This is a genomic window from Achromobacter kerstersii (genome assembly GCF_902859595.1).
Lineage (GTDB): Bacteria > Pseudomonadota > Gammaproteobacteria > Burkholderiales > Burkholderiaceae_B > Achromobacter > Achromobacter kerstersii.
On the sequence record NZ_CADIJQ010000007.1, the window covers coordinates 338,145 to 362,018 of the forward strand.

Consider the following 23,874-nt stretch of genomic DNA (forward strand, 5'->3'; position numbering starts at 1 on the left):
CAAAGGCCTGGCTGCCTGGGAACCCGGATTTCATCGTGCAAAAAAAAGCCCCTGCACAAGGCAGGGGCCGGTGTTGCGAGAAGTGCTCAGCGGATCAAGGCGTTGCCTTCTTTTTGAAGTCGCCCGCCACGGCGGTGCTGAAGCCGTCAGGCCGCAGATATTTGCGCAGGGCGGCGTTGACCGCTTCGGGTTTCAGCGCCGAGATCTTTTTGTCCATCTCGGCCGACCATTCGAATGTGCGGCCGCGTTGCAGGTAGTCCAGCCACGTGCTGGCCAGGATGTCGTCCTGCGCGCGTGCCAGGTTGCGGTAGTTCAGCAGCGCATTGATGCCGTCGGAAATTTCCTTGTCCGAGAAGCCTTCTTTCAGCACGCGGGCCAATTCCTCGTTGATGGCCTTCTCCAGGCGCTCGCGGTTTTGCGGCGCGTAGATGGCGTACATGGTCCAGCTGGCGCTGGGTTCGAACGACGAGACCGACAGCGAGCTGCGCACGTTGTACGACAGCCCTTCGGTTTCACGCACGCGGTTCCACAAGCGTGACGTTTCCGACGCGCCGAACAGGTAGTTGGCCAGGTACAGGGCCGCGTAGTCGGCGTCCGTGTCTTGCAGCTTCAGCGGCATGCGCGAGATATAGAAGGCGTTGGCCTTGTCGGGCGTGTCGATGTCGAACTGCTTGGCGGGAATGTCGCGGTAGGGATTGGGCACGCGGGTGTAGGCGGGCGCCTTCTTCCAGCCGGCCAAACCGGTCTTGATGGCCTTTTCCACGGCTTCCGGCTCGAAATCGCCAACGGCCGAATACTCGATCTTGCCCGCGCCATAGAACTTGGTGTGGAACTTGACCAGGGCGTCGCGGTTCAGGCCGCGCACGCTGGCCAGCGCTTCGTCAAACGTGGGCACATAGCGCAGGTCATCGGCAGGCCACGGGTTGTCCTGGCGAGCCAGGGCGCGGCCGGCCAGCGCCGAGGGCTCGGTCATGGCGTTCTGGATCGAGGTCTCGATCTGGCGTTGGTATTCCTCGAGCTGTTCCTTCGGGAAGTTCGCGGTGCGCACGATCTCCAGCGCCAGCGCGGTCAGTTCGGGCAAGTTTTCGCTCTTGGTCGACATCGCGACTTTGAGCGTGGTGCCGCCGCCGCTGAAGCCAAGCTCGGCTTGCAGCTTGTCCAGACGGTCCTGGATGTCCTGGCGCGACAGCTTGGCCGTACCGCGGGTCAGCAGGTCGGCGACGGCGCTGGCGTTCACGCGTTGGCCGCGCAGGTCTTTTTCATTGCCGAACTGGATCAGCATCTGCGCCTGCACGCGGTTGCCGCGCGTGGCCTTGGGCAAGAGCGCCAGTTGGACGGGGCCGTTGGGCAGGTCCAGCTTCTTGCGCTGGGTGAGCTTGTCGATATTTTCCGGCGTGGGATCAAAGGCGGATGCGGCCTTGAAGTCGGAATCGCCCTTGTAGTCCTTGAAAACGGCAGTCAGGTCTTCACGCTGCAATTGCGGGGCGCGCACCGGCTTTTCGGTGGGGATGTAGCGGCCTTCAATGCGGTTGCTTTGCACCAGATACGTGACAGCGGCCTTTTGCACGTCGGCCAGCGAGGCCTTGCGTGCGCGGTCGCGCTGCAGGAAGAACAAGCGCCAGTCGCCCGCGGCGATCGCTTCAGACAGCGCCACGCCCACCTGCTCGGGATCGCTATAGGTCTGTTCCCACGCGGTCAGCCATTTGCTGCGCGCGCGGTCCAACTCCTGTTGTGTGAAGGGCTTCTTCGCCAGCGTTTCCAGCGTGCTGGTCAGCGCCGTCATGGCGGTGTCCAGGTTCTTGCCGGGGGGCAACTGCGCGCCGAACATCGCCAGGCCCGGGTCGCGGTTTTCCATGGTGAAGCCAAACACGCCCGAAGCCAGCTTGGTGGCGACCAGCGCGTGATACAGGCGGCCCGACGGCGTGTCGGACAGAATGACGGTGGCCAGGTCCAGCGGCACGAAGTCTGCGCTGCCGGCAGCAGGGATGTGGTACATCGCGGCCACCAGCGGGGTGCCGCCCGTGCGCCGCAAGGTCACCGAGCGTTCGCCGTCTTGCGTGGGTTCCACCGTGTATTCGGGCGGCAGCTTGCGTTCGGGCTTGGGCAGCTTGCCCAGCGTTTCCTGAATATCCGCCAGCGTAGCTTGCGGGTCGAACTTGCCGGCCACGATCAGCACGGCGTTATCGGGCTGGTAGTACTCGTGATAGAAGGCGCGCAGTTGGGCGATGTCGACGTTTTCAACGTCGGAGCGCGCGCCGATGGTGTTCTTGCCGTAGCTGTGCCACTGAAAGGCGGCGGCCTGCATCTTCTGCATCAGGATGCGGGACGGGCTGTTTTCGCCACTTTCCATTTCGTTGCGGACGACGGTCATTTCCGAGTCCAGGTCTTCCTTGGCGATCAGGGAATTGACCATGGCGTCGGCCTGCCAGCCCAGATACCACTTCAAGGTGTCGGGGTTGGCGGCGAAGCTGGCGAAGTAATTGGTGCGGTCGCTGGAGGTCGAGCCGTTGGCTTGCAAGCCGCGGCGCGAGAATTCGCCCATGGCGTTGCGGGTGGTGGACGTGCCTTTGAACAGCATGTGTTCAAGCAGGTGCGCCATGCCGGTCTGGCCGTAGTTCTCGTTGCGCGAGCCCACCAGGTACGTCATGTTGACGGTGGTGGACGGCTTGGATTCATCGGGAACCAGCAGCACTCTCAAGCCGTTGGCCAGGCGGTATTCGGTAATGCCTTCAATCGAGGCGGCCTCCGAGACACCCGCCGGGAGGGGCGCGGCGCCGGCCTGAAAGGCCAGGAAGGATGAGAACAGCAGCACACCCAACGGGCGCGGCAGCTTCGACAGGGACAGGCGCATGGCAGACAATTCCTTTGGCATGGCAGAATCCGTTGGAGTGTATACGTTGGCAATGGTTCAGGGGCTGCCACCCCGTAGCGCAAGGCAAGGAAGTGCAACATGTCTCTATCTCTGGAAGTCGAAACGCCGCGGCTTGTGCTGCGCCAATGGCGCGCCGATGATCGCAAGCCGTTCGCGGCAATGAACTCAGACCCCCGCGTCACCGAGTTCCTGCTGCCGCTGTCCGAGTCCGAAAGCGATGCATTGGCTGGCCGCCTGGCGGCGGGCATTGATGAACATGGCTGGGGCTTTTGGGCGGTTGAGGCGCCCGGCGTGGCGCCGTTTGTCGGTTTTGTGGGCATCAAGCCGATGCCGCCGACGCTGCCGTTTGCGCCAGGCGTAGAAATCGGCTGGCGTCTGGCGCAGCCGTACTGGGGCCGGGGCTACGCCAGAGAAGCGGCCGAGGCCGCGCTGCGCGTGGGTTTCGAGCAGGTGGGCCTGCACGAAATCGTGGCCTTCACGGCGGTGGGCAACCAGCGTTCACGGGCGGTGATGGAGAAGCTGGGCATGCTTGCGGATGCCGACCTGTTTGATCATCCCGCTGTGGCGAAGGGGCACCCGTTGCAACAACATGTGCTTTATCGCCTGCCGCGGGAGCATTGGATGCGAACAAAAAATGGTGACGCCGACCTAGGCGGCATGCCGGTTGCAGCCGCATAACGGCCCGAAAACCGCGTCGTCATAGGGTGTTGCATTGCAATATCCTTAGTGCACAAGGCAAATTTGAGGTCGGCAGGTTCGCGGGTGTAAGCTTTTGAAGACGTAGTAGCTGTTGCCGACGGGATGCGCGACAGCCGTCTACCGGCTTCCCGTCCAACGCCAGACGCCGCTTTGAGTGCGGCGCCGGTGCTTGTCGTTCGCGCCTTCGCTGCCGGCATCCTGCCGGCGCATTTTTCGGAGGAACGACCCATGCTGACCGAGATCGTCACGCGTGCCTTGTCCCAACTGACCGGCAACGCCTTGAACGGCGACGGGATCAAAGGGCAATTTCAGTACGCCTATGCCAGTGATGACGGCCAATTCGTGGCCATACTGACCCATGACATGACCACCTATGTGGTGGACTTGAGCACCCAGCGGTATTTCGAGGAGTGCGGCGGTTCGCCCCGCGGGTTCGCCGGACATGTGCTGGAGATGGAAGGCGCCGCCGCGCGCAGCCATCCTTGGCCGGCCGCGAACGACCTATTCGACCTGGACATGGATGCAGACGAACTGTCCTGGCGCCAATGCCCCGGCTTGCGCAGTGCGTCCGCCGCCAACCGATCAGTGGAGAGCCGCGCCGCCTGAGAGTGGCCAGAAGCGGCAACACCTTACTGAACCGGCAGATTGCCGGTTTTTTTTATGCGTGGCGCGTGACGGGTTCCAGAGCCGGCCGGTACACTTTTGCCCATGAAAACGCCCGCTGAAATCGTCGCGCCCGATGGCGCAACCCTTGTCGACTGCACGCATGAACGCCATGCAGACCAGATTCTGGCCATCTTCAATGACGCGATCGTCAATTCGACCGCGCTGTATGACTACAAGCCACGTCCGCGCGAGGCGATGCAGGGCTGGTTCCAGACCAAGCAGCAGGGCGGCTTTCCGGTGGTCGGTTTCGAGAACGCAGACGGTGAGCTGATGGCGTTCGCCAGCTACGGCACTTTCCGCGCGTGGCCCGCGTTCAAGTATTCCGTCGAGCATTCCGTGTATGTCGACGGACGTTTTCGCGGCAAGGGCCTGGGCGAAGCGATGATGCGCGTGCTGATTGAGCGGGCGCGCCAGAATCAGGTGCACGTGCTGGTGGGCGGCATTGATGCGTCCAACGACGGCAGCATCCGCCTGCATGAAAAGCTGGGCTTCACGCACGCCGGCACCATCAAGCAAGCGGGATTCAAGTTTGGCCGGTGGCTGGACCTGGCGTTTTATCAGCGGATTCTGGATACGCCTGAACAGCCGGTGGATGGCTGATCCCTTACCGGCCGCGCGTTATTTCGACAGCACCCGCATGGCTTGTTCCAGACCGGCAACCGTGACCGGGTACATGCGGTCTTGCATGATGTCGCGCATCAGCGCGATGGATTGACGGTACTGCCAGGACGCCGTGGGCTCCGGATTCAGCCAGACGGATTTCGGCCAGGCATCCAGCAGCCGCCGCATCCATTGCGCGCCGGGCTCCTTGTTGTAGTGCTCAACCGACCCGCCCGGTTGCAGGATTTCGTAAGGGCTCATGGTGGCGTCACCGACGATGATCAGCCGCCAGTCCGGGTTGTACTTGCGCAGCACGTCCCAGGTGTCGAAGCGTTCGTTCTGACGGCGCCGATTGCTTTGCCACAGGCTTTCGTAGGGGCAATTGTGGAAGTAATAGACTTCCAGATTGCGAAATTCGCTGCGCGCGGCCGAGAACAGTTCCTCGACGCGGCCGATGTGGTCGTCCATGCTGCCGCCCACGTCCAGCAGCATCAGCACCTTTACCGTGTTGTGCCGTTCGGGGACCATGCGCAAGTCCAGGTGGCCGGCATTGCGGGCGGTGCTGGCGATGGTGTCGTCCAGGTCCAGCTCCATCTCGGCGCCTGCGCGCGCGAAACGACGCAGCCGGCGCAGCGCAACCTTGAAGTTGCGCGTGCCCAGTTCGACCTGATCGTCGTAGTCCTTGAACTGGCGCATGTCCCAGACCTTCACGGCCGTGCGGTTGCCGGCCGATGCGCCGCCCACGCGGATGCCTTCGGGGTGATAGCCGCCGTTGCCGAACGGCGAGGTGCCACCGGTGCCGATCCATTTGCTGCCGCCCGCATGGCGTTCCTTCTGCTCTTCCATGCGTTCCTTGAAGAGCTCCATCAGCTTGTCCCAGCCGTGCTTTTCGATGGCGGCTTTGTCTTCGGGCGACAGGTTCTTTTCGAACTGCTTGATCAGCCAGTCCAGCGGGATCTCCTTGCCGGCGGGCAGGGCGGCTTCGATGCCTTTGTAGTAGGCGCCAAAGGCCTTGTCGTAGCGGTCGTAAAGCGACTCGTCCTTGACCAGCGTGGCGCGCGCCAGGAAGTAGAACTCGTCCAGCGTGGGCGCCATCAGGTCGTGGCGCAGCGCGTCCACGAGCGTCAGGTATTCCTTGACCGAGACGGGCAGCTTGTGTGCCCGGAGGTGGTAGAAGAAGTCGATCAGCATGAGCGGGCTGCGCGTGGCGGCAAGATCAGCGGCGCTGGCCGCCGCGCGTCATGGCCGCGAGGCGTTCCAGCAGATGCACGTCTTGCTCATTCTTCAACAAGGCGCCGGCCATCAGGGGCACGGCGGTGGCGGTGTGTGCGTCGATCTCGGCGGCCGTGGCGTTTTCAGCCAGCAACAGGCGCAGCCAGTCCAGCAGTTCCGACGTTGACGGCTTTTTCTTCAGGCCCGGCGCATCGCGCAGCGCAAAGAACGTGTCCAGCGCCGCACGCAGCACGTCCTGCTTCAAATGCGGGTAGTGCACGGCCACGATGTCGCGCATGGTGTCGCGGTCGGGGAAGCGGATGTAATGGAAAAAGCAGCGGCGCAAGAAGGCGTCGGGCAGGTCCTTCTCGTTGTTGGATGTGATGATGACCAGCGGGCGATGGCGCGCGGAAATGGTCTCGCGCGTTTCGTACACATGGAATTCCATGCGGTCCAGTTCGCGCAGCAGGTCGTTGGGGAATTCGATGTCGGCCTTGTCGATTTCGTCGATCAGCAACACCACCGGCTCATCCGCCTGGAACGCTTGCCACAAGGTGCCTTGAACGATGTAGTTGCGGATATCGCGGACTTTTTCATCACCCAGCTGCGAGTCGCGCAGCCGCGACACGGCATCGTATTCGTACAAGCCCTGATGCGCCTTCGTGGTGGACTTGATATGCCATTGCAGCAGCGGCCGGCCCAGGGCGCGTGCGACCTCTTCGGCCAGCATGGTCTTGCCGGTGCCGGGTTCGCCTTTGATAAGCAAGGGGCGCTGCAAGGTCAGGGCGGCGTTGACGGCGAGTTTCAGGTCATCGGTGGCGACATAACTGTCGGTGCCGTTGAAGCGGGCAGGCGACGCGGAGGTGGCGGACTGGGCTGCTGACATTGTCTGATGGCTTCCGAGAATTGACGGGGATCAAACCCATCGTAAGGTATTAATCCTGGGCAATTATCGTACAATCAGGCGGTTTTGCAGTTGGATTTGCAGCTGGGTTCGACCCGCAACGTGTTTGCAGGGGGCCAAAGTGTGAGCAGGCCCTAGTCCTTAAGCCATACCAAGAAGAGCCATTCCAATGAAGTTGCGAACCTCTCTGAAGTGCACGGTTTCCGTGTTGGCCGCGATGGCATCCTGTGCGATCGCCGGCCAGGCTGTTGCTGCTGACGCAGCGCCTGTCGGTAATATCCAAAACGCCCGCGACAAGGTTTCCATGTGCATCGGATGCCATGGCATCGAAGGCTACAAGGCGACGTTTCCCGAGCTCTATCACGTGCCGATGATTGCTGGCCAGAACGCCAAGTACATCGAAACCGCCCTTAACGAGTACAAGAAAGGCGCGCGCAGCCATCCCACGATGGACGCCATTGCCGGCAGTTTGTCCGACCAGGACATCGCCGATCTGGCCGCGTACTACTCGAATCTCAAATAAGGGGCAAACCATGAATCGCACGATGCTTGCCCTTCTGGGCGCGACCCTCGCAATCGCGGGCTCTGCCGCCCACGCGCAGGATCTGGCGGCTGGCAAGGCCGTCTTCGACAAATTCAATTGCGCGTCGTGCCATGGCGCCGACGCCAAAACGGCGGTGGACCCAGCCTACCCGACGCTGGCCGGCCAGCACGCCGATTACCTGTCCCATGCACTGAAAGCCTACAAACGCGGCGCCTCCGGCAGCGCGGCCACGGCCAATGTGCGCAAGAACCCCATCATGGGCGCGTTCGCCACGCAACTGTCCGACCAGGACATCTCCAACGTATCGGCGTGGCTGGCGTCCTTGCCCAGCGACCTGGGCGTACGCAAATAACCCGCTAGCGGGTTCAGAGGCTGGCGCGGCGGCGGATCAGATCGATATAGCTGTCGCTGTCCAGCGGCGTGCCCAGCCGCTGCGCTTCCCACACCACCTGTCCCAGGCATTCCATGATTTCGTGCGCCGCGTGATGGGCGTCCGAGCGCGCCGTCAGTTGCTGATAGGCGAGGCGGATGCCGGGCGGATGGTCGATTGACAGCTGCTCTGCAATGGCCAGGTGCATGGACAAGTGCAGAAAAGGATTCGTGCGGCCCTTTTCCACGGCGTATTCCGCGGTCATGGCGTCGGGGCTTTCAAGGTCGCCGTGATATTCCGGATGCTCGATGATCCAATCCAGCGCGATGGCCTCAAGCGGGGTCAGCACCTCGTTGGCGCGGTGCTTGCGCCAGGTGTCGATAAAGAATTCGCGGACTTGGTCGCGTGAGGGATTGAACATCGGGTCGGGGCAGAAATGCGGGATGGAGATGCACTATTTTACCGCCCCCGGGGCGCGGTCAGGTTTCTGTAGCGTCTTTGCGATATAGAATTGGTTGCTATACGCCATCCGGAGTGCGGTTCGCGAGGGTGATTTTCCCCTGCGGAATCGGACGCTTTCCGATGCGGCGCATGCAGAAAAACCACCCGGAGCAAATGGAGCATTCATGACCTACCAACATATCAAGGTTCCCGCTGGCGGCCAGAAGATCACGGTCAACGCTGATTTCTCGCTGAATGTGCCTGAACAGCCCATCGTTCCCTTCATCGAAGGCGACGGCACGGGCGCCGATATCACCCCGGTGATGATCAAGGTTGTCGACGCCGCGGTGCAAAAGGCCTACGGCGGCAAGCGCAAGATCCACTGGATGGAAGTCTACGCGGGCGAGAAGGCCACCAAGGTCTACGGCCCCGACGTGTGGCTGCCCGATGAAACCCTGGAAGTCGTCAAAGACTACGTGGTGTCCATCAAGGGCCCGCTGACCACCCCGGTCGGCGGCGGCATCCGTTCGTTGAACGTGGCGCTGCGCCAGCAACTGGACCTGTACGTCTGCCTGCGTCCGGTCGCGTACTTCAAGGGCGTGCCCTCGCCGGTGCGTGAACCCGAAAAGACCAATATGGTGATTTTCCGCGAGAACTCGGAAGACATCTACGCGGGTATTGAATACATGGCCGAAAGCGAGCAGGCCAAGGAGCTGATCCAGTTCCTGCAAACCAAGCTCGGCGTGAAGAAGATCCGCTTCCCGAACACCTCGTCCATCGGCATCAAGCCCGTGTCGCGCGAAGGCACCGAGCGCCTGGTGCGCAAGGCCGCGCAGTATGTCATCGACAATGACCGCACGTCGCTGACCCTGGTGCACAAGGGCAACATCATGAAGTTCACGGAAGGCGGCTTCCGCGACTGGGGCTACGAGCTGCTGCAAAAGGAATTTGGTGCGCAGCTGATCGATGGCGGCCCGTGGTGCAAGTTCAAGAACCCGAAGACCGGGCGCGAGATCATCGTCAAGGACGTGATCGCCGACGCCTTCCTGCAGCAGATTCTGCTGCGCCCGGCCGAGTACGACGTTATCGCCACGCTGAACCTGAACGGCGACTACATCTCTGACGCGCTGGCCGCGCAAGTGGGCGGCATCGGCATTGCGCCGGGGGCCAACCTGTCGGACTCGGTGGCCATGTTTGAAGCCACCCACGGCACGGCGCCCAAGTACGCGGGCAAAGACTACGTGAACCCCGGTTCCGAAATCCTGTCGGCCGAAATGATGCTGCGCCACATGGGCTGGACCGAAGCTGCCGACCTGATCATCTCCAGCATGGAAAAGTCCATCCTGTCCAAGAAGGTCACGTACGACTTCGCCCGCCTGCTCGAAGGCGCGACGCAAGTGTCGTGCTCGGGCTTCGGTCAGGTCATGATCGAAAACATGTAATTCGCGGTTCGCTCCGCATTGCTCCGTAGAACCCGCCCGCCGTCATGGCGGGCGGGTTTTGTCTACCGGGTTTATCTACCCTTACTCGCATGAAGCGCGCTGCGCTTGCATCGTTCTTTTCAGGTTGATCGCTGTGCCCCGAATGTATGTTTCCCTGGCCACTTGGCTGGTATTGCTGGTTCCTGCCCTGGCGCTGACCAGCCCGGTGGGTGGCCCCGCTGTGCTTTACCTGGCCGGCCTGGTCGCGCTGACGGCGCTGGCGGTGAACGCCATCAAGCGTTACGAGCCCATGGCGTTTGGCGAGTTGTGGCCGATGTCGCTGGTGTTGCTGCTGCCGCTGGCCTGTATGTTCATCACGTCCGCGGTGCGAGGCGTGTGGAGCAATTCAGAGCTGGAGAAGCTGCTGCGCTTTGCGCTGGCGCTGCCGGTGCTCTGGCTGCTGCTGCGCGCGCCGCAGCGATGGTTGAAGCTGGTGCAGTGGAGCATTTTGGCGGGCGCCATTGCCGGTTCGGTGCTGCTGATCGTTACGGTTCAGACCTTAGATCGCAATGCCATGGTTGATGTCGGCGGGCGCTATAACGCCGTGGCGTTTGCAAACATGACGCTGCTGTTTGGCGCGATGACGCTGTTGTCCCTGGGCTTTGGCCCCTGTACGCGCTGGCCGCGCGCCGAGACGACGGTAAAGCTGGTGGCCGTGGCGCTGTCCGTCTACGCCACATGGGAGTCCGAGACGCGCAGCAGCTGGATGTTGCTGCCCATTCTGGGGGTGGTGTTCTTGCTGGGCCTGCGCAACTGGAAGCGCCGCCACAAGGTGTATTGCGCATTGGCCGTCTGTGTGGCGCTGGTGGCCAGCGCCGCCGCCATCTGGACGTTCAGCACGCGCATGCACGAGATCTCGAAAGACGTGCAGGGCTATTCCACCTCGGCCAATCGCGATACGTCTTTCGGCATCCGCTTGCAGTTGTGGCATGCGTCCATCCTCATGTTCCAGAACAGTCCCATCGTGGGAATCGGGCCGAGCAAGTTCCGCGAGGAACTGCGCCAGCTGGAAACCCAGGGGATCGTGACCGCCGAAGTCGTTGAAGGGTTTGGCGAACCGCACAACGACATGCTGGCCGCGTTGTCCGGTTATGGGCTGCTGGGCTTGTTGAGCATCCTGACCCTGTATCTGTTGCCAGCCGCGGTATTTTTCCGCCGCATGGCGAGCGACGACCGGGTGATCCGCGTGGGGGCGCAACTGGGCCTGCTGTTCTGCCTGAGCTACTGCGCGTTCAGCCTGACGGAAATGATGTTCCGCAACATGCGCAGCGTGCCCAATTATTCGCTCATCGTCGTGACGCTGATTGCGTTGACGACGCCTCGCGTAGCCGAGGCCGCCAACCGCGCGCTGCGGCGCTGAAGATGGGCGGGTAAATTCCCGCGCAGTGCAAGCATTACCTGACGCAAGGCGCACTCGCCTTGCGTTTTTTTTATGGGCCTTGCGTTAGATCAAGTCGACGAGGTCGACCTAGCGAAAACCCTGCTGTGTCACCGTATTCTGACGGAACGCAATACATAAACCGTCACATTCTGCCGCGAAAAGTTTCAGGCATAAGAATGGGCACTACGAGGAGAGGCTGTGAAAAATTCCAGTCTGCGCAGGGAGCTGTTGTGGTTCGTGTTCGCCATTGGCGTTGCCGTTCTGGCGCTGGGCGCCTGGGACGCATGGCAGCGGCGCATAGAGATGGTGGCCGAACGGAAGACGGAGTTGCGCCACGTACTGGATCTGTCCGCGGGCATCTTGCGCAACGGCAAGCAAAGCGTCAGTGAAGGCATGCCGCTGGCGGAGGCCAAGCGCAATGTGGCGCGGCGCCTGACGCAACTGCGCTACGGCGCTGATGGTTATGTGGGGGTGTTCGGCGACGACTACGCCTTGCTGGCGCACCCTGACGCCAAGCTGGTGGGCACGAATGTGCGCGCCATCAAGGATGTGGACGGCCTGCCGATCTTTGAAAACCTTTATGCCGAAGGTAAGGCGGGCGGCGGCTATGTGGAGTACCGCTATCCCCGGCCGGGCGCCGACGAGGCGCTGCCCAAGATCAGCTATGCCGCCTACGACGCGGATTGGGGCTGGCTGATCTTCACCGGCTTGTATGTGGATGATGTCGACACGGCCTTCTACAGCACCTTGTGGCGGCAGGGCGGTGTGACGCTGGGCTTGCTGGCGCTGGTGCTGATCGCCGCCCTGCGCTTTTTCCGCACCCATGTGATCAACCCGCTGGATGAAGCCGTGGCCTTGTGCGAGCGCGTGGCCAATGGCGATCTGTCTTCCGCGGTGTCGCGCCACCATCGGGGCGAGATCGGCCGTTTGTTCGAGGGCATGGGAAGAATGCAGCAACGCCTGGACGTTGCCGTGCGCACCATCGTGCATTCCACCAGCTCCATCGCGGCGGCCTCGCGCCAGATTGCGGCGGGCAGCATGGACTTGTCGGATCGCACCGAGAAGCAGGCGGCCGCCCTGGAACAGACGGCGGCCAGCGTGGAAGAAATCACCGCCACGGCCAAGCAAAGCGCCGAGCATGTGCGCGAAGTCAGTTCGCTGGCGGGGCAGGCGGCGCAACTGGCGCGCCAGGGCAGTGAAGAGACCCAACACGCCATCGACGCCATGCACGAGATCTCGCACAGTTCGCAGCGCATTGGCGAAATTATCAGCGTGATCGACGGCATTGCGTTTCAGACCAATATCCTGGCGCTGAACGCGGCCGTGGAAGCTGCAAGAGCCGGCGAGCAGGGGCGTGGCTTTGCGGTTGTGGCGGGCGAGGTTCGCGCCTTGGCGCAGCGTTCGGCCACTGCGGCCAAAGAGATCAAGGGGCTGATCGAAACCTCGTCCGAATCGGTGGCGCGCGGCAGCCAGCGCGTGGAACAGGCCAGCGCCACGATGGGCAGCGTGTTGGAATCCGCCGCCACCAGCGCGCCCCTGATGGGCGAAATCGCCACCGCGTCGGCCGAGCAAAGCGTGGGGATTGAACAGATCAATCAGGCTGTGACGCACCTGGACAGCGTGACGCAGCAGAACGCCGCGCTGGTCGAGGAGTTTGCCGCGTCGGCCGCCACCTTGCACGAGCAGGCCGACGACCTGGCGCGCGCCGTGTCGGTGTTCAAGCTGTCTGCAGCCGGCTAGGCAGGCTGTGCAGCGCGCCCATGGCGCGTTGCAACCGGATGCTCAGTTCACGGCTGGCCGGCGTCATGGGCATGCGCAGCTCGTCGGTGATCAGCCCTTGCATCGCCAGGGCGCGCTTGATGGGCGCGGGATTGGGTTCGGCGAACAGCAGGCGGATCAGGCCGCGCAAGGGCTCGAAGAGTTCGCGTGCGGCCTCGGCGTGGCCCGCCTGCGCCAGGCGCATGACTTCAACATAGCGCTCCGGGTACACGTGCGCCGCGGCCGGGATGGCGCCGCGTCCGCCCGCCAGCCAATGATCCAGCAGCGACAGATCTTCGCCGCACAGCGCGGCCAGGCGTCCGCGCGCATTCAAGGCGGACAGCACCGACGGATTGCATTCCTTGACCGCGCTGAAGTTGGGCAATAGCGCCAGCTTCTCCATGGTCTCCACTGTCATCGTCACGCCAGTCCGCTTGGGGATGTTGTACAGAATGATGGGGCGTTCGGTTGCCCAGGCGATCTGGCGGTAATGCCACAAGATGCCGGCTTGCGATGGGCCCAAATAGTAGGGCGGCGGCACCAGATAGCCGGCGGGGGCCAGTTTGTCCAGGCGGCGGATGGCGGTGGCGACGCCGCGCGTGTCGACGCCGCCTGCTCCAAACACCAGCGGCAGCGCGTGCGGATCGCTGGCGATGGCTTCGGCCATGTCGATTTTTTCGGACAGGCTCAGCAGGTTGCCTTCGCCGGTGGAGCCGAACAGCACCAGCCCGGCGATGCCGGCGTTGCGGTAGTAGCGGGCCAGCGCCTGGGCGGCGTCCAGGTCCACATAGCCGCCACGCAGCGGCGTGATCATCGGCAGCCAGATGCCTTCGAATGCGGTCGTAACGGGCATGTCCATGGTTTATTGCACCGTGATGGCCGACGCCGGGCGCACCGCGCCGAATTCCGCTTGGGGCAGGCCGCACATGACGGCGTGCATCAGGTCGCCGAGTTCGTGGCGGGCGCACTGCAGTTGCAGCGTGCTTTGCGCATGGGCGTGGTCTACCGACAGCACATAGACGCCGATACGGTCGCCCAGCTCGCGGTGCAGCGCCAGCCGCACCTTCAGGGCATCCAGCGTATCGATCCTGACCGTCAGCGCCACCCGCTCGGATTGCGGCAGGGGCAGCGCGGAAGAGGAAGCGGGCGAAAGCAGGGGGCGGCGATCCAGTCGGGGAGTCATGGCGGGGGGCGGGACGGATTCGCCACTTGCGGCGATCCGTAATTCCGGTTGGTTGATGACGATTCCACTATAGAAATCGCACCGTAAATCCTGCCGATAAAAGCGGGCGCGGCGCATAAAAAACGCGTCAACGCCGCGCCGGATCAAAACGTTTTGGTCACAGACAGCAGGCCGGTTGCGCGGCCCATGTCGCGCCCGCGCGTGTTGGTGTAGACCGCGCGGTCGGCATTGGTGTCCAGGTACGCCAGCGACACCGACAAGCCCGCTCCAAAGTCTTTCGTCAGCCCCAGCTTCCAATCGGTATAGGAGCCGCGGTCGACGTTGCGCACGATCTGGCGGCCGACATGGGCGTTCAGGGTCAAGCCCCACAGCCCCGTGTCCACGTTGCCCGTCACGTCAAAGTACTGGCTGTACTTGCTGTCGGCAAAGCCGAACAGGTTGGTCATGGCGATGGAATACTTGAACATCACCGGGCCGTAACCGATGCCGGCATAGAGCTCGGTGGTGTCGGGGCTGGTGAATCCGGACGGGTAGTCGCCGGGGTAGTAGTACTGCAAGACGCCCAGGTCAACCGGCACGCCTTCTGTCAGATTGCCCTTGTAGCCGCCGTAGAAATCCATTTCGACGGGGGCCGACACGGCGCTGTTGCTGTCGCCCAGCCAGCTGATGCTGGAATTCCAGTTGCCCAGATAAAAGCCGCTCGCGTGGGCCAGATCGAAGCCGCCTTGGATGGCGGGCTGGTTGTTCGACTGCATCAGGCCGCGATAGCGGTACTGGCTGGCCAGCGTGAGGTTGGCCGATAACGAGAAGTCGCTGGCGGCGGGCGTTGTCGTCGCGACGGGGGCTTCGCTGGCCTGCGAGGTGGTGGTAAGCGCAAGCAGCGCAAGCGCGGCCAGGGTGTTGCGGGACATGGAAGACTCCTGATGTTGGATGAGGATCGCAACAATAGGAGGATCGGCATAAAGCGCGAGACAAGACTCGCGCGGTCCGCATAAAGGCGGCATCAAGAGTGCCGCGTCAACCAGGCGGCATCAACAAGATCGCATCAACGAGGCCGCATCAACAACACCGCATCAACGCGGCGCCATCCCCACCACCCGGCAATCACCCCGCGAAGCGATAGCCCACACCGATTTCGGTCATCAGGAATACCGGCTGCGCGGGATCGGCTTCCAGCTTCTGGCGCAGATGGCCCATATAGATGCGCAGGTAGTGATTGCTTTCCACATGCGATGGGCCCCAGACCTCGCGCAGCAGTTCACGGTGCGTCATGACCTTGCCGCGATGCGCCAATAGCGCGGCCAGCAGCCGGTATTCCATGGCCGTCAGGTGCACGTGCTGGCCATTGCGTTCGACAACGCGTTTGGCGAAGTCCACGCGCACCTCGCCAAACGTGATTTCGGCGGCGCTGCCCGCGCCGCCCCGTGCATGCCGGCGCAGCAGCACGCGCAGCCGGGCCAGCAGCTCGCTGACACCGAAGGGCTTGGTCAGATAGTCGTCGGCGCCCGCGTCCAGCGCGGCCACCTTGTCGGCCTCGGCGCTGCGGGCGGATAGCACCAGCACCGGCACTTCCGTCCACGCGCGCAATTCGCGGATGAGCGTCATGCCGTCTTCGTCGGGCAAGCCCAGGTCCAGCACGATGGCGTCGGGTTGGCGGGTGCCGGCTTCGATCAGGCCGCGCTTGACGGTGTCGGCTTCGTGCACGACGCAGCCTTCGCTTTCCAGGGCCTGGCGGACGAAGCGCCGGATGTTGGCGTCGTCTTCAATGATCAGGACGGTGGGCTGATAGTCGAACATGCTTTGGGGGAATCAATGGGTTTCAGGAGGAATTGCGGGCGGCGTGCCCAGCGGCAGGCTGAAGACGAATTGCGCGCCAGAGGCCTGCCCCGGCGTGTGTTCGACCCAGATGCGGCCGTGGTGGGCCGAGATGATGGCTTCGCACACCGCCAGGCCCAGGCCAACGCCGGGGGTGGCGGATTCGCGTTCGCCGCGCGTGAATTTTTCGAAGATGCGGCGTTCGGCGCCGGGGGTGACGCCGGGGCCATTGTCGCTGACGGCCACACGCAGTTCGTCATCGACGACGGCTGCGTGCAGATGCAGCGTGCTGCCTGCGGGCGTGTACTTGGCCGCGTTCTCCAGCAGGTTGCACAGCACGCGTTCGATCAGCACGCCATCGCATTCCACCAGCGGCAGCTGCGACAGGCTGGCGACCGTGACGTGATGCGCAGCCAGCGGTTCGCGCATGGCGGCAAGCGATGCGCCCACCAGCTCTTCAATCGATTGCCATTCCCGGCGCAGCGGCGTGTCGCGGCTTTGCAGGCGCGCCATGTCCAGCAGGTTGACGACCAGCGCATGCATGCGCTGTGCCTGGTCGCGCATGGCGCGCACGGTGTCCTGCACGTCGGGCGCAAGCGTTGCCTGTTGGCGCGTCAAGGTATCGGTCATGCCGATCAGGCTGGTCAGCGGGGTGCGCAAATCGTGCGACACGGCGGCCAGCAGCGAGTTGCGCAGCCGCTCCGATTCCATGCTGACCAGTGCCTGCTGCGCCACTTCCACGTAGTGCAGCCGTTCCAGCGCAATGGCGATCAGGGTGGCGTAGGCCTCGATCTGGCGGCGCGAATCCGGGTGCGAGAACAGGCTGCGGCGGGGGGCGGCCAGCGCCAGCACGCCACGCGTGCGCATGGGCGCTTTCAACGGCAGGTACAGCAGCTCGCTGTTGGACAAGGTTGCGGTGCCAGCGCCTGCGGGCTGGCCGTGGTCGTAGACCCATTGGGCCAGCGCCGACTCCAACGGCGGCATGTCGTCGGATGCCGGCGAGGCGAGTTTCAACCGGTCGTCCAGCCCCAGGATGTACAGCGCGCAGCGCGAGCCGAAGGTGGCGTGCACGAAGGCGCCGGCCGACGTTACGATCTGCTCGGGCAACAGCGCCGACGACAATTCGCGCGCAAATTCATACAGGCTGCGCGCGTCGGCTTCGCGTTTGACCGAGGCCTGGGCTTGCAGGCGCAGGCCGGCCGTCAGTTGCCCGATCAGTAACCCCACGGATAACAGCACGCCGAAGGTCAGCAGGTACTGCACGTCGGACACGGCGAACGAGGCCAGCGGCTGCACGAAGAAAAAGTCGAACAGCGCCACACTGACGACGGATGCCAGCGCCGCCGGCCCGCGTCCATGGCGTAGCGCCACGCCCACCACCGCCAGCAGGAACAGCATGACGATATTGGTCTGGTGCAGCACGGGGAATGCCAGCATCGACAAGCCCGTGGCAGCCGCGCAATAGCACAGCGCCCAGGCATAGCCGGCCCAGGAACGGGCGGTGCGCTCGTCGGCGCCCAGACTCGCGCGGCGGCCCAGCGTAAGCGGGTCGCGCCCGGGCGCGGCGCTGGCGGGCAGCGGTGGCGCGCCCAGCCGGATGATGTCGATCTCGGGGCAGCCCGCGGCCAGCATGTCGGCGAAGCTGTGCCGCCGCCACAACCAGCCGGGCGTGATGGCGGCCGTCAGCAGCGCGGACACCGACAGGCGCAGCCGCTGCAAACCGGTGGCGCGCGTGCGGCCGACGATGGCCTTGGTGATGTTGTGCCGGCGCACGTAACGCACCACCGCGTCGACCATGTCGCCGCCCGCCAGCGTTTCAGTGCGTGCGCCCAGCGAATCCGCGAACGCCAGCGTGCGCTGCATGCGGTCCTGTTCGGCTTGCGGCGTGGGCGCGGCGCGTGGGGTGTCGATGGTGACCACGTGCAAATCGCACTCCAGCTGCTGGCTCAGGCGGTGCGCACTGCGGATGACGTATTCGGCATCGATGTCCGGCCCGATGCAGGCGACGACCGCTTCGCGCGTGCGCCACACGGGTTCAATGGCGCGGTCGCGCCGGTAGGCCTGCACGTCATCATCGACGTGATCCGCCGTGCGGCGCAGCGCCAATTCGCGCAGTGCAATCAGGTTGCCCTTGCGAAAGAAATTGCGCGTGGCGTGGCGGGCCTGTTCGGGCAGATAGACTTTGCCTTCCTTTAAGCGCCGCAGCAGCTCGTCGGCCGACAAGTCCACCAGCATGACTTCGTCGGCTGCGTCGAAGACCTCGTCTGGCACGGTCTCCCAGACGCGCACGCCGGTGATGCTGCCCACGGCTTCGTTCAGGCTGTCCAGATGCTGCACGTTCAGCGTGGTCCAGACGTCGATGCCGGCCGCGAGCAATTCCTGAATGTCTTGCCAGCGCTTGGCGTGGCGTGAACCCGGCGCGTTGGAATGCGCCAGTTCGTCCACCAGCACCAGGCCGGGGCGGGCGGCCAGCGCGCCGTCCAGATCGAATTCCTTCAGGACGTGGCCGCGATACGCGACGTCTTTCAGCGGCAGCACCGCCAAGCCTTCCAGCAGCGACGCGGTTTCGCGGCGGCCGTGGGTTTCGACGATGCCCGCCAGCACGTTGACCCCTTGCGCGGCTTGCGCCCGGGCCGCGACCAGCATGGCGTAGGTCTTGCCCACGCCGGCCGACGATCCGAAGTACACGCGCAGCTTGCCGCGCACGGCTTGGCGCGCGGCCTCGTCCAGGGTCTTCAAGAGCGCGTCGGGATCGGGACGCTCGCCAGCAATATCAGCCATGAACGCGCAAGAGTGGGGTGGGGAAAGCTGGCAATACTATACGCTCGGGGCTCATGGGGCCGGGCGCAAGTTGTCCAGCGCCAGATTCAGCATCAGCACATTGACGACCGGGTCACCCAGCACGCCCAGCCAGGGCTGCTCGGTGTTGGCCTGGATCAGCGCATCGACCTGCGCGCGCGGCAAGTTTCGGGCGCGGGCCACGCGCGCGGCCTGGTAGGCGGCCGCTGCCGGGCTGATGTGCGGGTCCAGCCCGCTGCCGGACGCCGTGATCAGGTCCACCGGCACGGGCGTGGGGTTGTCGGGGTCCGCCGCCTTCAACGCGGCGATGCGGGCCTGGATGGCTTCGGCCAGCGCGGGGTTGCGCGGGCCCAGGTTCGACCCGCCCGAGGCCGCGCCGTTATACGGCATGGGCGCGGTGGCGGACGGCCGGCTCCAGAAATACTGGGGCGACGTGAACGACTGGCCAATCAGCGCCGAGCCCACGACCTTGTCGCCCTGTTTGATGAGCGAGCCGGCCGCCTCGTGCGGGAAGACCACGGCCGCGACGCCGCGCGTCAGGAAGGGGTAGGCCAGGCCCGTCACCAGCGACAGGGCGGCGAAGACGACCAGCGCGGGGCGCAGGATGCCGCCCGGGCGGGGCAGGGCGGCGGGGGATGACGTTGTGTGTTTCATGATGAATTCCTTTCGGGTTTCGGGGCGGGAGCTGGCTTAGACCCAGCCCAGCGCGGCCAGCACCATGTCAACCAGCTTGATGCCGGCAAACGGCACCAGCAGGCCGCCCAGGCCATAAATGAGCAGGTTGCGGCGCAGCAGCACAGACGCGCCCAGCGGCCGGTAGCGCACACCCTTGAGCGCCAGCGGGATCAGCACGACGATGATCAGCGCGTTGAAGATCACGGCCGACAAGATGGCGGAGGCCGGTGTGGTCAGCGCCATGATGTTCAGCACGTTCAGTTGCGGGTACACGGTGGCGAAGGCGGCCGGAATGATGGCGAAGTACTTGGCCACGTCGTTGGCCACGCTGAACGTGGTCAGCGCGCCGCGCGTCATCAGCATCTGCTTGCCGATCTCGACGATCTCGATGAGCTTGGTGGGGTTGGAGTCCAGGTCCACCATGTTGCCGGCCTCTTTGGCGGCCTGCGTGCCCGAGTTCATCGCCACCGCCACGTCGGCCTGCGCCAGTGCGGGCGCGTCGTTGGTGCCGTCGCCCGTCATCGCCACCAGCCGGCCTTCCGATTGATAGGCGCGAATCAGCTTCAGCTTGGCTTCGGGCGTGGCTTCGGCCAGGAAGTCGTCTACGCCCGCTTCGGCGGCAATGGACGCGGCGGTGAGCTTGTTGTCGCCCGTGATCATCACCGTCTTGATGCCCATGCGGCGCAGCTCGGCAAAGCGCGACTGAATGCCGGGCTTGACGATGTCTTTCAGTTCCACGACGCCCAGCGCGCGGTTGCCGTCGCTGACCATCAGCGGCGTGCTGCCGCGCCGCGCCACATCTTCGGCGAGGCGCAAGACGGGTTCAGGCACCGTGTTGTCTTGTGCGGCAATCCACGACTGAATGGCGTCGACCGCACCCTTGCGGATCATGCGATCGCCCAGATTCACGCCGCTCATGCGCGACTGCGCCGTGAAGGGCACGAATTCGACGTCGATCATGCGCGCGGCCGGCGCGTGCAGGGACTTGTCGGCCAGCGCCACGATGCTGCGGCCTTCCGGCGTTTCATCGGCCAGCGACGCCAGGCGGGCGGCGTCGGCCAGTTCGCGCGGCGACACGCCGGGCGCGGGCAGGAAGGTCGACGCCTGACGGTTGCCGAAGGTGATGGTGCCGGTCTTGTCCAGCAGCAGCACATCCACATCGCCCGCCGCTTCCACCGCGCGGCCTGAGGTGGCGATGACGTTGGCGCTCATCATGCGGCTCATGCCCGCCACGCCGATGGCCGACAGCAGGCCGCCGATGGTGGTGGGGATCAGGCAGACCAGCAGCGCCACCAGCACCGTCACCGTGACGGCTGCGCCGCCACCGGCCGCACTGACCGCGTAGATCGAGAACGGCATCAGCGTGACGACGACCAGCAGGAACACCACGGTCAGGCCCACCAGCAGAATCGTCAGCGCCAGTTCGTTTGGCGTCTTCTGGCGCTTGGCGCCTTCGACCATGGCGATCATGCGGTCCAGAAAGCTCTCGCCGGGATCGGCCGCGATGCGTACGAAGATCCAGTCGGACAGCACCCGCGTGCCGCCGGTGACGGAAGAAAAGTCACCGCCGGATTCGCGGATGACGGGGGCCGATTCACCGGTGATGGCGCTTTCGTCCACCGACGCCACGCCGGCAATGACCTGGCCGTCGCCGGGAATGGTGTCGCCGGCTTCCACCAGCACCACGTCGTCACGGCGCAGCAGGCCCGAGGGCTGGCTGATGGCCTGATCGCGCCATTGCGCGGGCTGGGCGTCTCGGGCGTCTGCCTCGCGAAAGCCTTTCAGCAAGCGGGCGTTGATGGTGGTGCGCAGGCCACGTAACGTCGCCGCCTGTTGCTTGCCGCGCCCTTCGGCCAGCGCCTCGGCGAAGTTGGCGAACAGCACCGTGAACCACAGCCACACGGTAATGGCCAGGATGAAGCCCGCCGGGGCTTCGGCCTGGCCGCGCAGGGCCATGACCCAGAGCAGCGTGGTGAGGATGCTGCCCACGTACACCACGAACATGACGGGGTTCTTCAGCTGCGCGGCGGGCGATAGCTTGCGCAGGCTGTCGACAAGGGCCGGCCCGACAAGCGAGCGCGACCACATGCCGAAAGGGCGATCTTGCGTGGCAGTTGCGGGGGCGCGGGCAGCGCCGCCGCCTGCGCTGGAGGTTGGCATTTCAATTTTGGCCATGTTGATTCCTAGCCTGTTGCATTCAGGGTTGCAGGTGTTCCGCGACCGGGCCCAAGGCCAGCGCGGGCACATATGTCAGGGCGCCCACCAGCAGTACGGCGCCAATCAGCAGCACCACAAAGAGGGGGCCGGTGGTGGGCATGCTGCCGGGGCCGGCGGGCAGGCGGCGCTTGGCCGCCAGCGACCCGGCCATCGCCAGCACGGCGACGATCACGGCAAAGCGGCCGAACCACATCGCGATGCCCAGCAGCACGTTGTAGAAGGGCGTGTTGGCGGACAGGCCGGCGAACGCGCTGCCGTTGTTATTGGCGGCGGAAGACAGCGCATAAAGGATTTCGGAAAACCCGTGGATGCCCGGATTGAGCACGCCCGCCTGGCCGGCCGACACCGACACCGCCAGCGCCGTACCGCCCAGCACCAGCAGCGGCGTGGCCAGAATGACGATGGACACCATCTTCATGTCGTACGCTTCGATCTTCTTGCCCAGGTATTCCGGGGTGCGGCCGATCATCAGCCCGGCGATGAAGACGCCCAGGATGGCGAAGGCCAGCATGCCGTACAGGCCAGAACCCACGCCGCCATAAACGACTTCACCCAACTGCATCAGCAGCATCGGCGGCAGCCCGCCCATGGCGTTCAGAGAGTCGTGCATGCCGTTGACCGCGCCGCAGGACGCCGCGGTGGTGATGGTGGCGAACAGCGATGTGGCCGCAATGCCAAAGCGGGTTTCCTTGCCTTCCATGTTGCCGCCGGGCGAGAGCGCAGTCATTGCGCTGTCGGCGCCCGCCTGCGCGGCCATGGGGTTCGCCTGCTGTTCGAAGTACGCCGTACCCAGCGCGAAGACGGCGAACAGCACGGTCATCGCGGCCAGGATGGCGATGCCCTGACGCCGGCTGCCCACCATTTCGCCGAATGTGAAGCACAGCGCGGCGGGAATCATCAGGATGGCCAGCATCTCCAGGAAGTTCGCCAGCGGGGTGGCGTTCTCGAATGGATGCGCGGAGTTGGCGTTGAAGAAGCCGCCGCCGTTGGTGCCCAACAGCTTGATGGCTTCCTGCGAGGCCACGGGGCCCATGGCCAGCGTTTGCGTCGAGGTCACCGCAGGGTCGGTCACAGGTTGGCCCTTTGCATCCAGCACCGGCTGGCCTTGCGCATCCACGCGCGGCTGGTCGTAGTGCAGGGCTTCAACCGTCTGCACGTCCTGGTAGGGGCTGAAATTCTGGATCACGCCTTGGCTGACAAGCGCCAGCGCCAGCACGAACGACAGGGGCAGCAGCACGTAAAGCGTGCAGCGGACCATGTCGGACCAGAAGTTGCCGATGGTGGCGGAGCTATGGCGCGCCAGGCCGCGGATCAGCGCGAACAGCACGGCGATGCCGGTGGCAGCCGAGACGAAGTTCTGCACCGTCAGCGCCAGCATCTGCGTCAGGTAGCTCATCGTGGCTTCGCCGCCGTAGCCCTGCCAGTTGGTGTTGCTGACAAAGCTGATGGCGGTGTTGAGCGCCGAGTCCGACGTGACGGCGCCCATGCCCGCCGGGTTCAGCGGCAACATGCCTTGGACCCGTTGCAGGGCGTACACGACCACGACGCCAAGAATGTTGAAGGCGAGCACGGCCAGCGCATAACGCTTCCAGCCCATCTCGGCCTGCGGGTCGACGCCCGCCAGCCGGTAAATGCCACGTTCAAGCGGGCGGCCCCAGGCGGTAAGCCGGGATTGCCCGTTTTCCATGGCGATACGGATATAGCGCCCAAGCAGCGGCGCGATCGCAAGCAGGACCGCCAGGTACAGGACCAGCAGTCCGACGAATTCGGCGGTCATTAGAATTTCTCCGGTTTGAACAGGGCCACCAGCAGGTAGACGAACAGCAGGGCGGCGGTCAGGCCGCTGACCCAATAGAGCCAATTCATGACGGCTCCCCCGAAGACAGGGCTTCGCAGAAGCGCAGCAGGGCAACTGTCAGCCCGGCCATGACGGCGAAGACGGCGATATAGATGGCATCCACGTTTTTCCTCCCGGGAGCCACGCTCCCTTCGAACGACGGGCCTGCGCGGCAAAAGCGGATGCGCGCCGGGCAGGCCAGGTGACCAATCAGGACACCGGCAGGTTACGGAGCGGGGGGTAAAAACGGGATATAGGTTGGGGAGGGGGGTGTAAACAAGAAATAAATGTGGACCCCCACGCCGCACTCGCTTCGCTCGCTTGCTGCCCCCCGAGGGGGCTGGCCGGCCTTGGGGCGGCCCGGCGGCCGGCCGGGTCTTCGCTCCGCACTCGCTTCGCACTCGCTTCGCACTCGCTTCG

The 23,874-nt window shown here is 64.4% G+C and carries 21 protein-coding genes; 8 read left to right on the forward strand and 13 right to left on the reverse strand.

The window, feature by feature from the left end; genetic code table 11:
* Positions 1 to 94 precede the first annotated feature (94 nt).
* Entirely contained in the window at positions 95 to 2,851 is a 2,757-nt protein-coding gene (locus HV765_RS21230) for a M16 family metallopeptidase (protein WP_175170851.1), read from the reverse strand.
* A 99-nt stretch (positions 2,852 to 2,950) separates the two neighbouring features.
* On the opposite strand from HV765_RS21230, the gene HV765_RS21235 reads away from it, so the two are divergent.
* From HV765_RS21235 to HV765_RS21245, 3 genes are all read left to right on the forward strand, one after another.
* A complete protein-coding gene (locus HV765_RS21235; protein WP_175170852.1) occupies positions 2,951 to 3,550 on the forward strand; it encodes a GNAT family N-acetyltransferase in 600 nt (199 codons plus the stop codon).
* A 249-nt stretch (positions 3,551 to 3,799) separates the two neighbouring features.
* Positions 3,800 to 4,177, forward strand: coding sequence for a hypothetical protein (locus tag HV765_RS21240; RefSeq protein ID WP_054424416.1), 378 nt, complete (start codon positions 3,800 to 3,802; stop codon positions 4,175 to 4,177).
* A gap of 102 nt (positions 4,178 to 4,279) precedes the next feature.
* Positions 4,280 to 4,837 carry a GNAT family N-acetyltransferase gene (locus HV765_RS21245; protein WP_175170853.1) on the forward strand — a complete coding sequence of 186 codons (558 nt, stop codon included), beginning with the start codon at positions 4,280 to 4,282 and terminating at the stop codon, positions 4,835 to 4,837.
* Positions 4,838 to 4,855: 18 nt separating this feature from the next.
* On the opposite strand, the gene HV765_RS21250 is transcribed toward HV765_RS21245, so the two are convergent.
* Together HV765_RS21250 and HV765_RS21255 are read right to left on the reverse strand one after the other, a co-directional pair.
* The gene (locus tag HV765_RS21250; protein WP_175170854.1) at positions 4,856 to 6,028 is read right to left on the reverse strand and encodes a vWA domain-containing protein; all 1,173 of its coding nucleotides are present in this window, start codon (positions 6,026 to 6,028) and stop codon (positions 4,856 to 4,858) included.
* A 25-nt stretch (positions 6,029 to 6,053) separates the two neighbouring features.
* A complete protein-coding gene (locus tag HV765_RS21255; RefSeq protein ID WP_054424413.1) occupies positions 6,054 to 6,935 on the reverse strand; it encodes an AAA family ATPase in 882 nt (293 codons plus the stop codon).
* Between the two features lie 187 nt (positions 6,936 to 7,122).
* Here HV765_RS21255 and HV765_RS21260 point away from each other — a divergent pair, with 187 nt between their 5' ends.
* Complete coding sequence (locus HV765_RS21260) at positions 7,123 to 7,476, forward strand: c-type cytochrome (RefSeq protein ID WP_006217806.1); 354 nt, start codon at positions 7,123 to 7,125, stop codon at positions 7,474 to 7,476.
* Positions 7,477 to 7,486: 10 nt separating this feature from the next.
* A complete protein-coding gene (locus HV765_RS21265; protein ID WP_054424411.1) occupies positions 7,487 to 7,849 on the forward strand; it encodes a c-type cytochrome in 363 nt (120 codons plus the stop codon).
* Between the two features lie 13 nt (positions 7,850 to 7,862).
* On the opposite strand, the gene HV765_RS21270 is transcribed toward HV765_RS21265, so the two are convergent.
* Positions 7,863 to 8,288 carry a DUF1841 family protein gene (locus HV765_RS21270; RefSeq protein ID WP_054424409.1) on the reverse strand — a complete coding sequence of 142 codons (426 nt, stop codon included), beginning with the start codon at positions 8,286 to 8,288 and terminating at the stop codon, positions 7,863 to 7,865.
* 205 nt (positions 8,289 to 8,493) lie between these two features.
* Here HV765_RS21270 and icd point away from each other — a divergent pair, with 205 nt between their 5' ends.
* The 3 genes from icd to HV765_RS21285 all read left to right on the forward strand — a co-directional run bounded on the left by icd (position 8,494) and on the right by HV765_RS21285 (position 12,910).
* Positions 8,494 to 9,750, forward strand: a complete 1,257-nt coding sequence (icd, locus tag HV765_RS21275) for an NADP-dependent isocitrate dehydrogenase (RefSeq protein ID WP_175170855.1) — start codon at positions 8,494 to 8,496, stop codon at positions 9,748 to 9,750.
* A 133-nt stretch (positions 9,751 to 9,883) separates the two neighbouring features.
* Positions 9,884 to 11,149: an O-antigen ligase family protein gene (locus HV765_RS21280; RefSeq protein ID WP_420840137.1), complete on the forward strand. Its 1,266-nt coding sequence runs from the start codon at positions 9,884 to 9,886 to the stop codon at positions 11,147 to 11,149.
* A gap of 219 nt (positions 11,150 to 11,368) precedes the next feature.
* Entirely contained in the window at positions 11,369 to 12,910 is a 1,542-nt protein-coding gene (locus HV765_RS21285) for a methyl-accepting chemotaxis protein (RefSeq protein WP_175170857.1), read from the forward strand.
* Here the strand turns inward: HV765_RS21285 and HV765_RS21290 are convergent.
* The 9 genes from HV765_RS21290 to kdpF all read right to left on the reverse strand — a co-directional run bounded on the left by HV765_RS21290 (position 12,888) and on the right by kdpF (position 23,483).
* Positions 12,888 to 13,787 (reverse strand): 4-hydroxy-tetrahydrodipicolinate synthase family protein, encoded by a 900-nt coding sequence (locus HV765_RS21290; protein ID WP_175170858.1) that lies wholly within the window; start codon positions 13,785 to 13,787, stop codon positions 12,888 to 12,890. The two genes, HV765_RS21285 and HV765_RS21290, sit on opposite strands and share 23 nt — an antisense overlap.
* Before the next feature lie 3 nt (positions 13,788 to 13,790).
* Complete coding sequence (locus HV765_RS21295) at positions 13,791 to 14,111, reverse strand: hypothetical protein (RefSeq protein WP_245636353.1); 321 nt, start codon at positions 14,109 to 14,111, stop codon at positions 13,791 to 13,793.
* A 143-nt stretch (positions 14,112 to 14,254) separates the two neighbouring features.
* On the reverse strand, positions 14,255 to 15,022 hold the full coding sequence (locus tag HV765_RS21300) for a TorF family putative porin (RefSeq protein WP_175170859.1): 768 nt from the start codon (positions 15,020 to 15,022) through the stop codon (positions 14,255 to 14,257).
* Between the two features lie 193 nt (positions 15,023 to 15,215).
* On the reverse strand, positions 15,216 to 15,908 hold the full coding sequence (gene kdpE / locus HV765_RS21305) for a two-component system response regulator KdpE (RefSeq protein WP_054424400.1): 693 nt from the start codon (positions 15,906 to 15,908) through the stop codon (positions 15,216 to 15,218).
* A 12-nt stretch (positions 15,909 to 15,920) separates the two neighbouring features.
* The gene (locus HV765_RS21310; protein ID WP_175170860.1) at positions 15,921 to 18,707 is read right to left on the reverse strand and encodes a sensor histidine kinase; all 2,787 of its coding nucleotides are present in this window, start codon (positions 18,705 to 18,707) and stop codon (positions 15,921 to 15,923) included.
* 51 nt (positions 18,708 to 18,758) lie between these two features.
* Positions 18,759 to 19,379, reverse strand: coding sequence for a potassium-transporting ATPase subunit KdpC (kdpC, locus tag HV765_RS21315; RefSeq protein ID WP_054424396.1), 621 nt, complete (start codon positions 19,377 to 19,379; stop codon positions 18,759 to 18,761).
* A 36-nt stretch (positions 19,380 to 19,415) separates the two neighbouring features.
* Positions 19,416 to 21,575, reverse strand: a complete 2,160-nt coding sequence (gene kdpB, locus HV765_RS21320) for a potassium-transporting ATPase subunit KdpB (RefSeq protein WP_054424394.1) — start codon at positions 21,573 to 21,575, stop codon at positions 19,416 to 19,418.
* Between the two features lie 22 nt (positions 21,576 to 21,597).
* Positions 21,598 to 23,394 (reverse strand): potassium-transporting ATPase subunit KdpA, encoded by a 1,797-nt coding sequence (gene kdpA, locus HV765_RS21325; protein ID WP_054424392.1) that lies wholly within the window; start codon positions 23,392 to 23,394, stop codon positions 21,598 to 21,600.
* Complete coding sequence (gene kdpF / locus HV765_RS21330) at positions 23,394 to 23,483, reverse strand: K(+)-transporting ATPase subunit F (protein ID WP_006223569.1); 90 nt, start codon at positions 23,481 to 23,483, stop codon at positions 23,394 to 23,396. Before kdpF ends, kdpA begins: the two co-directional genes overlap by 1 nt.
* Between the last annotated feature and the right edge of the window lie 391 nt (positions 23,484 to 23,874).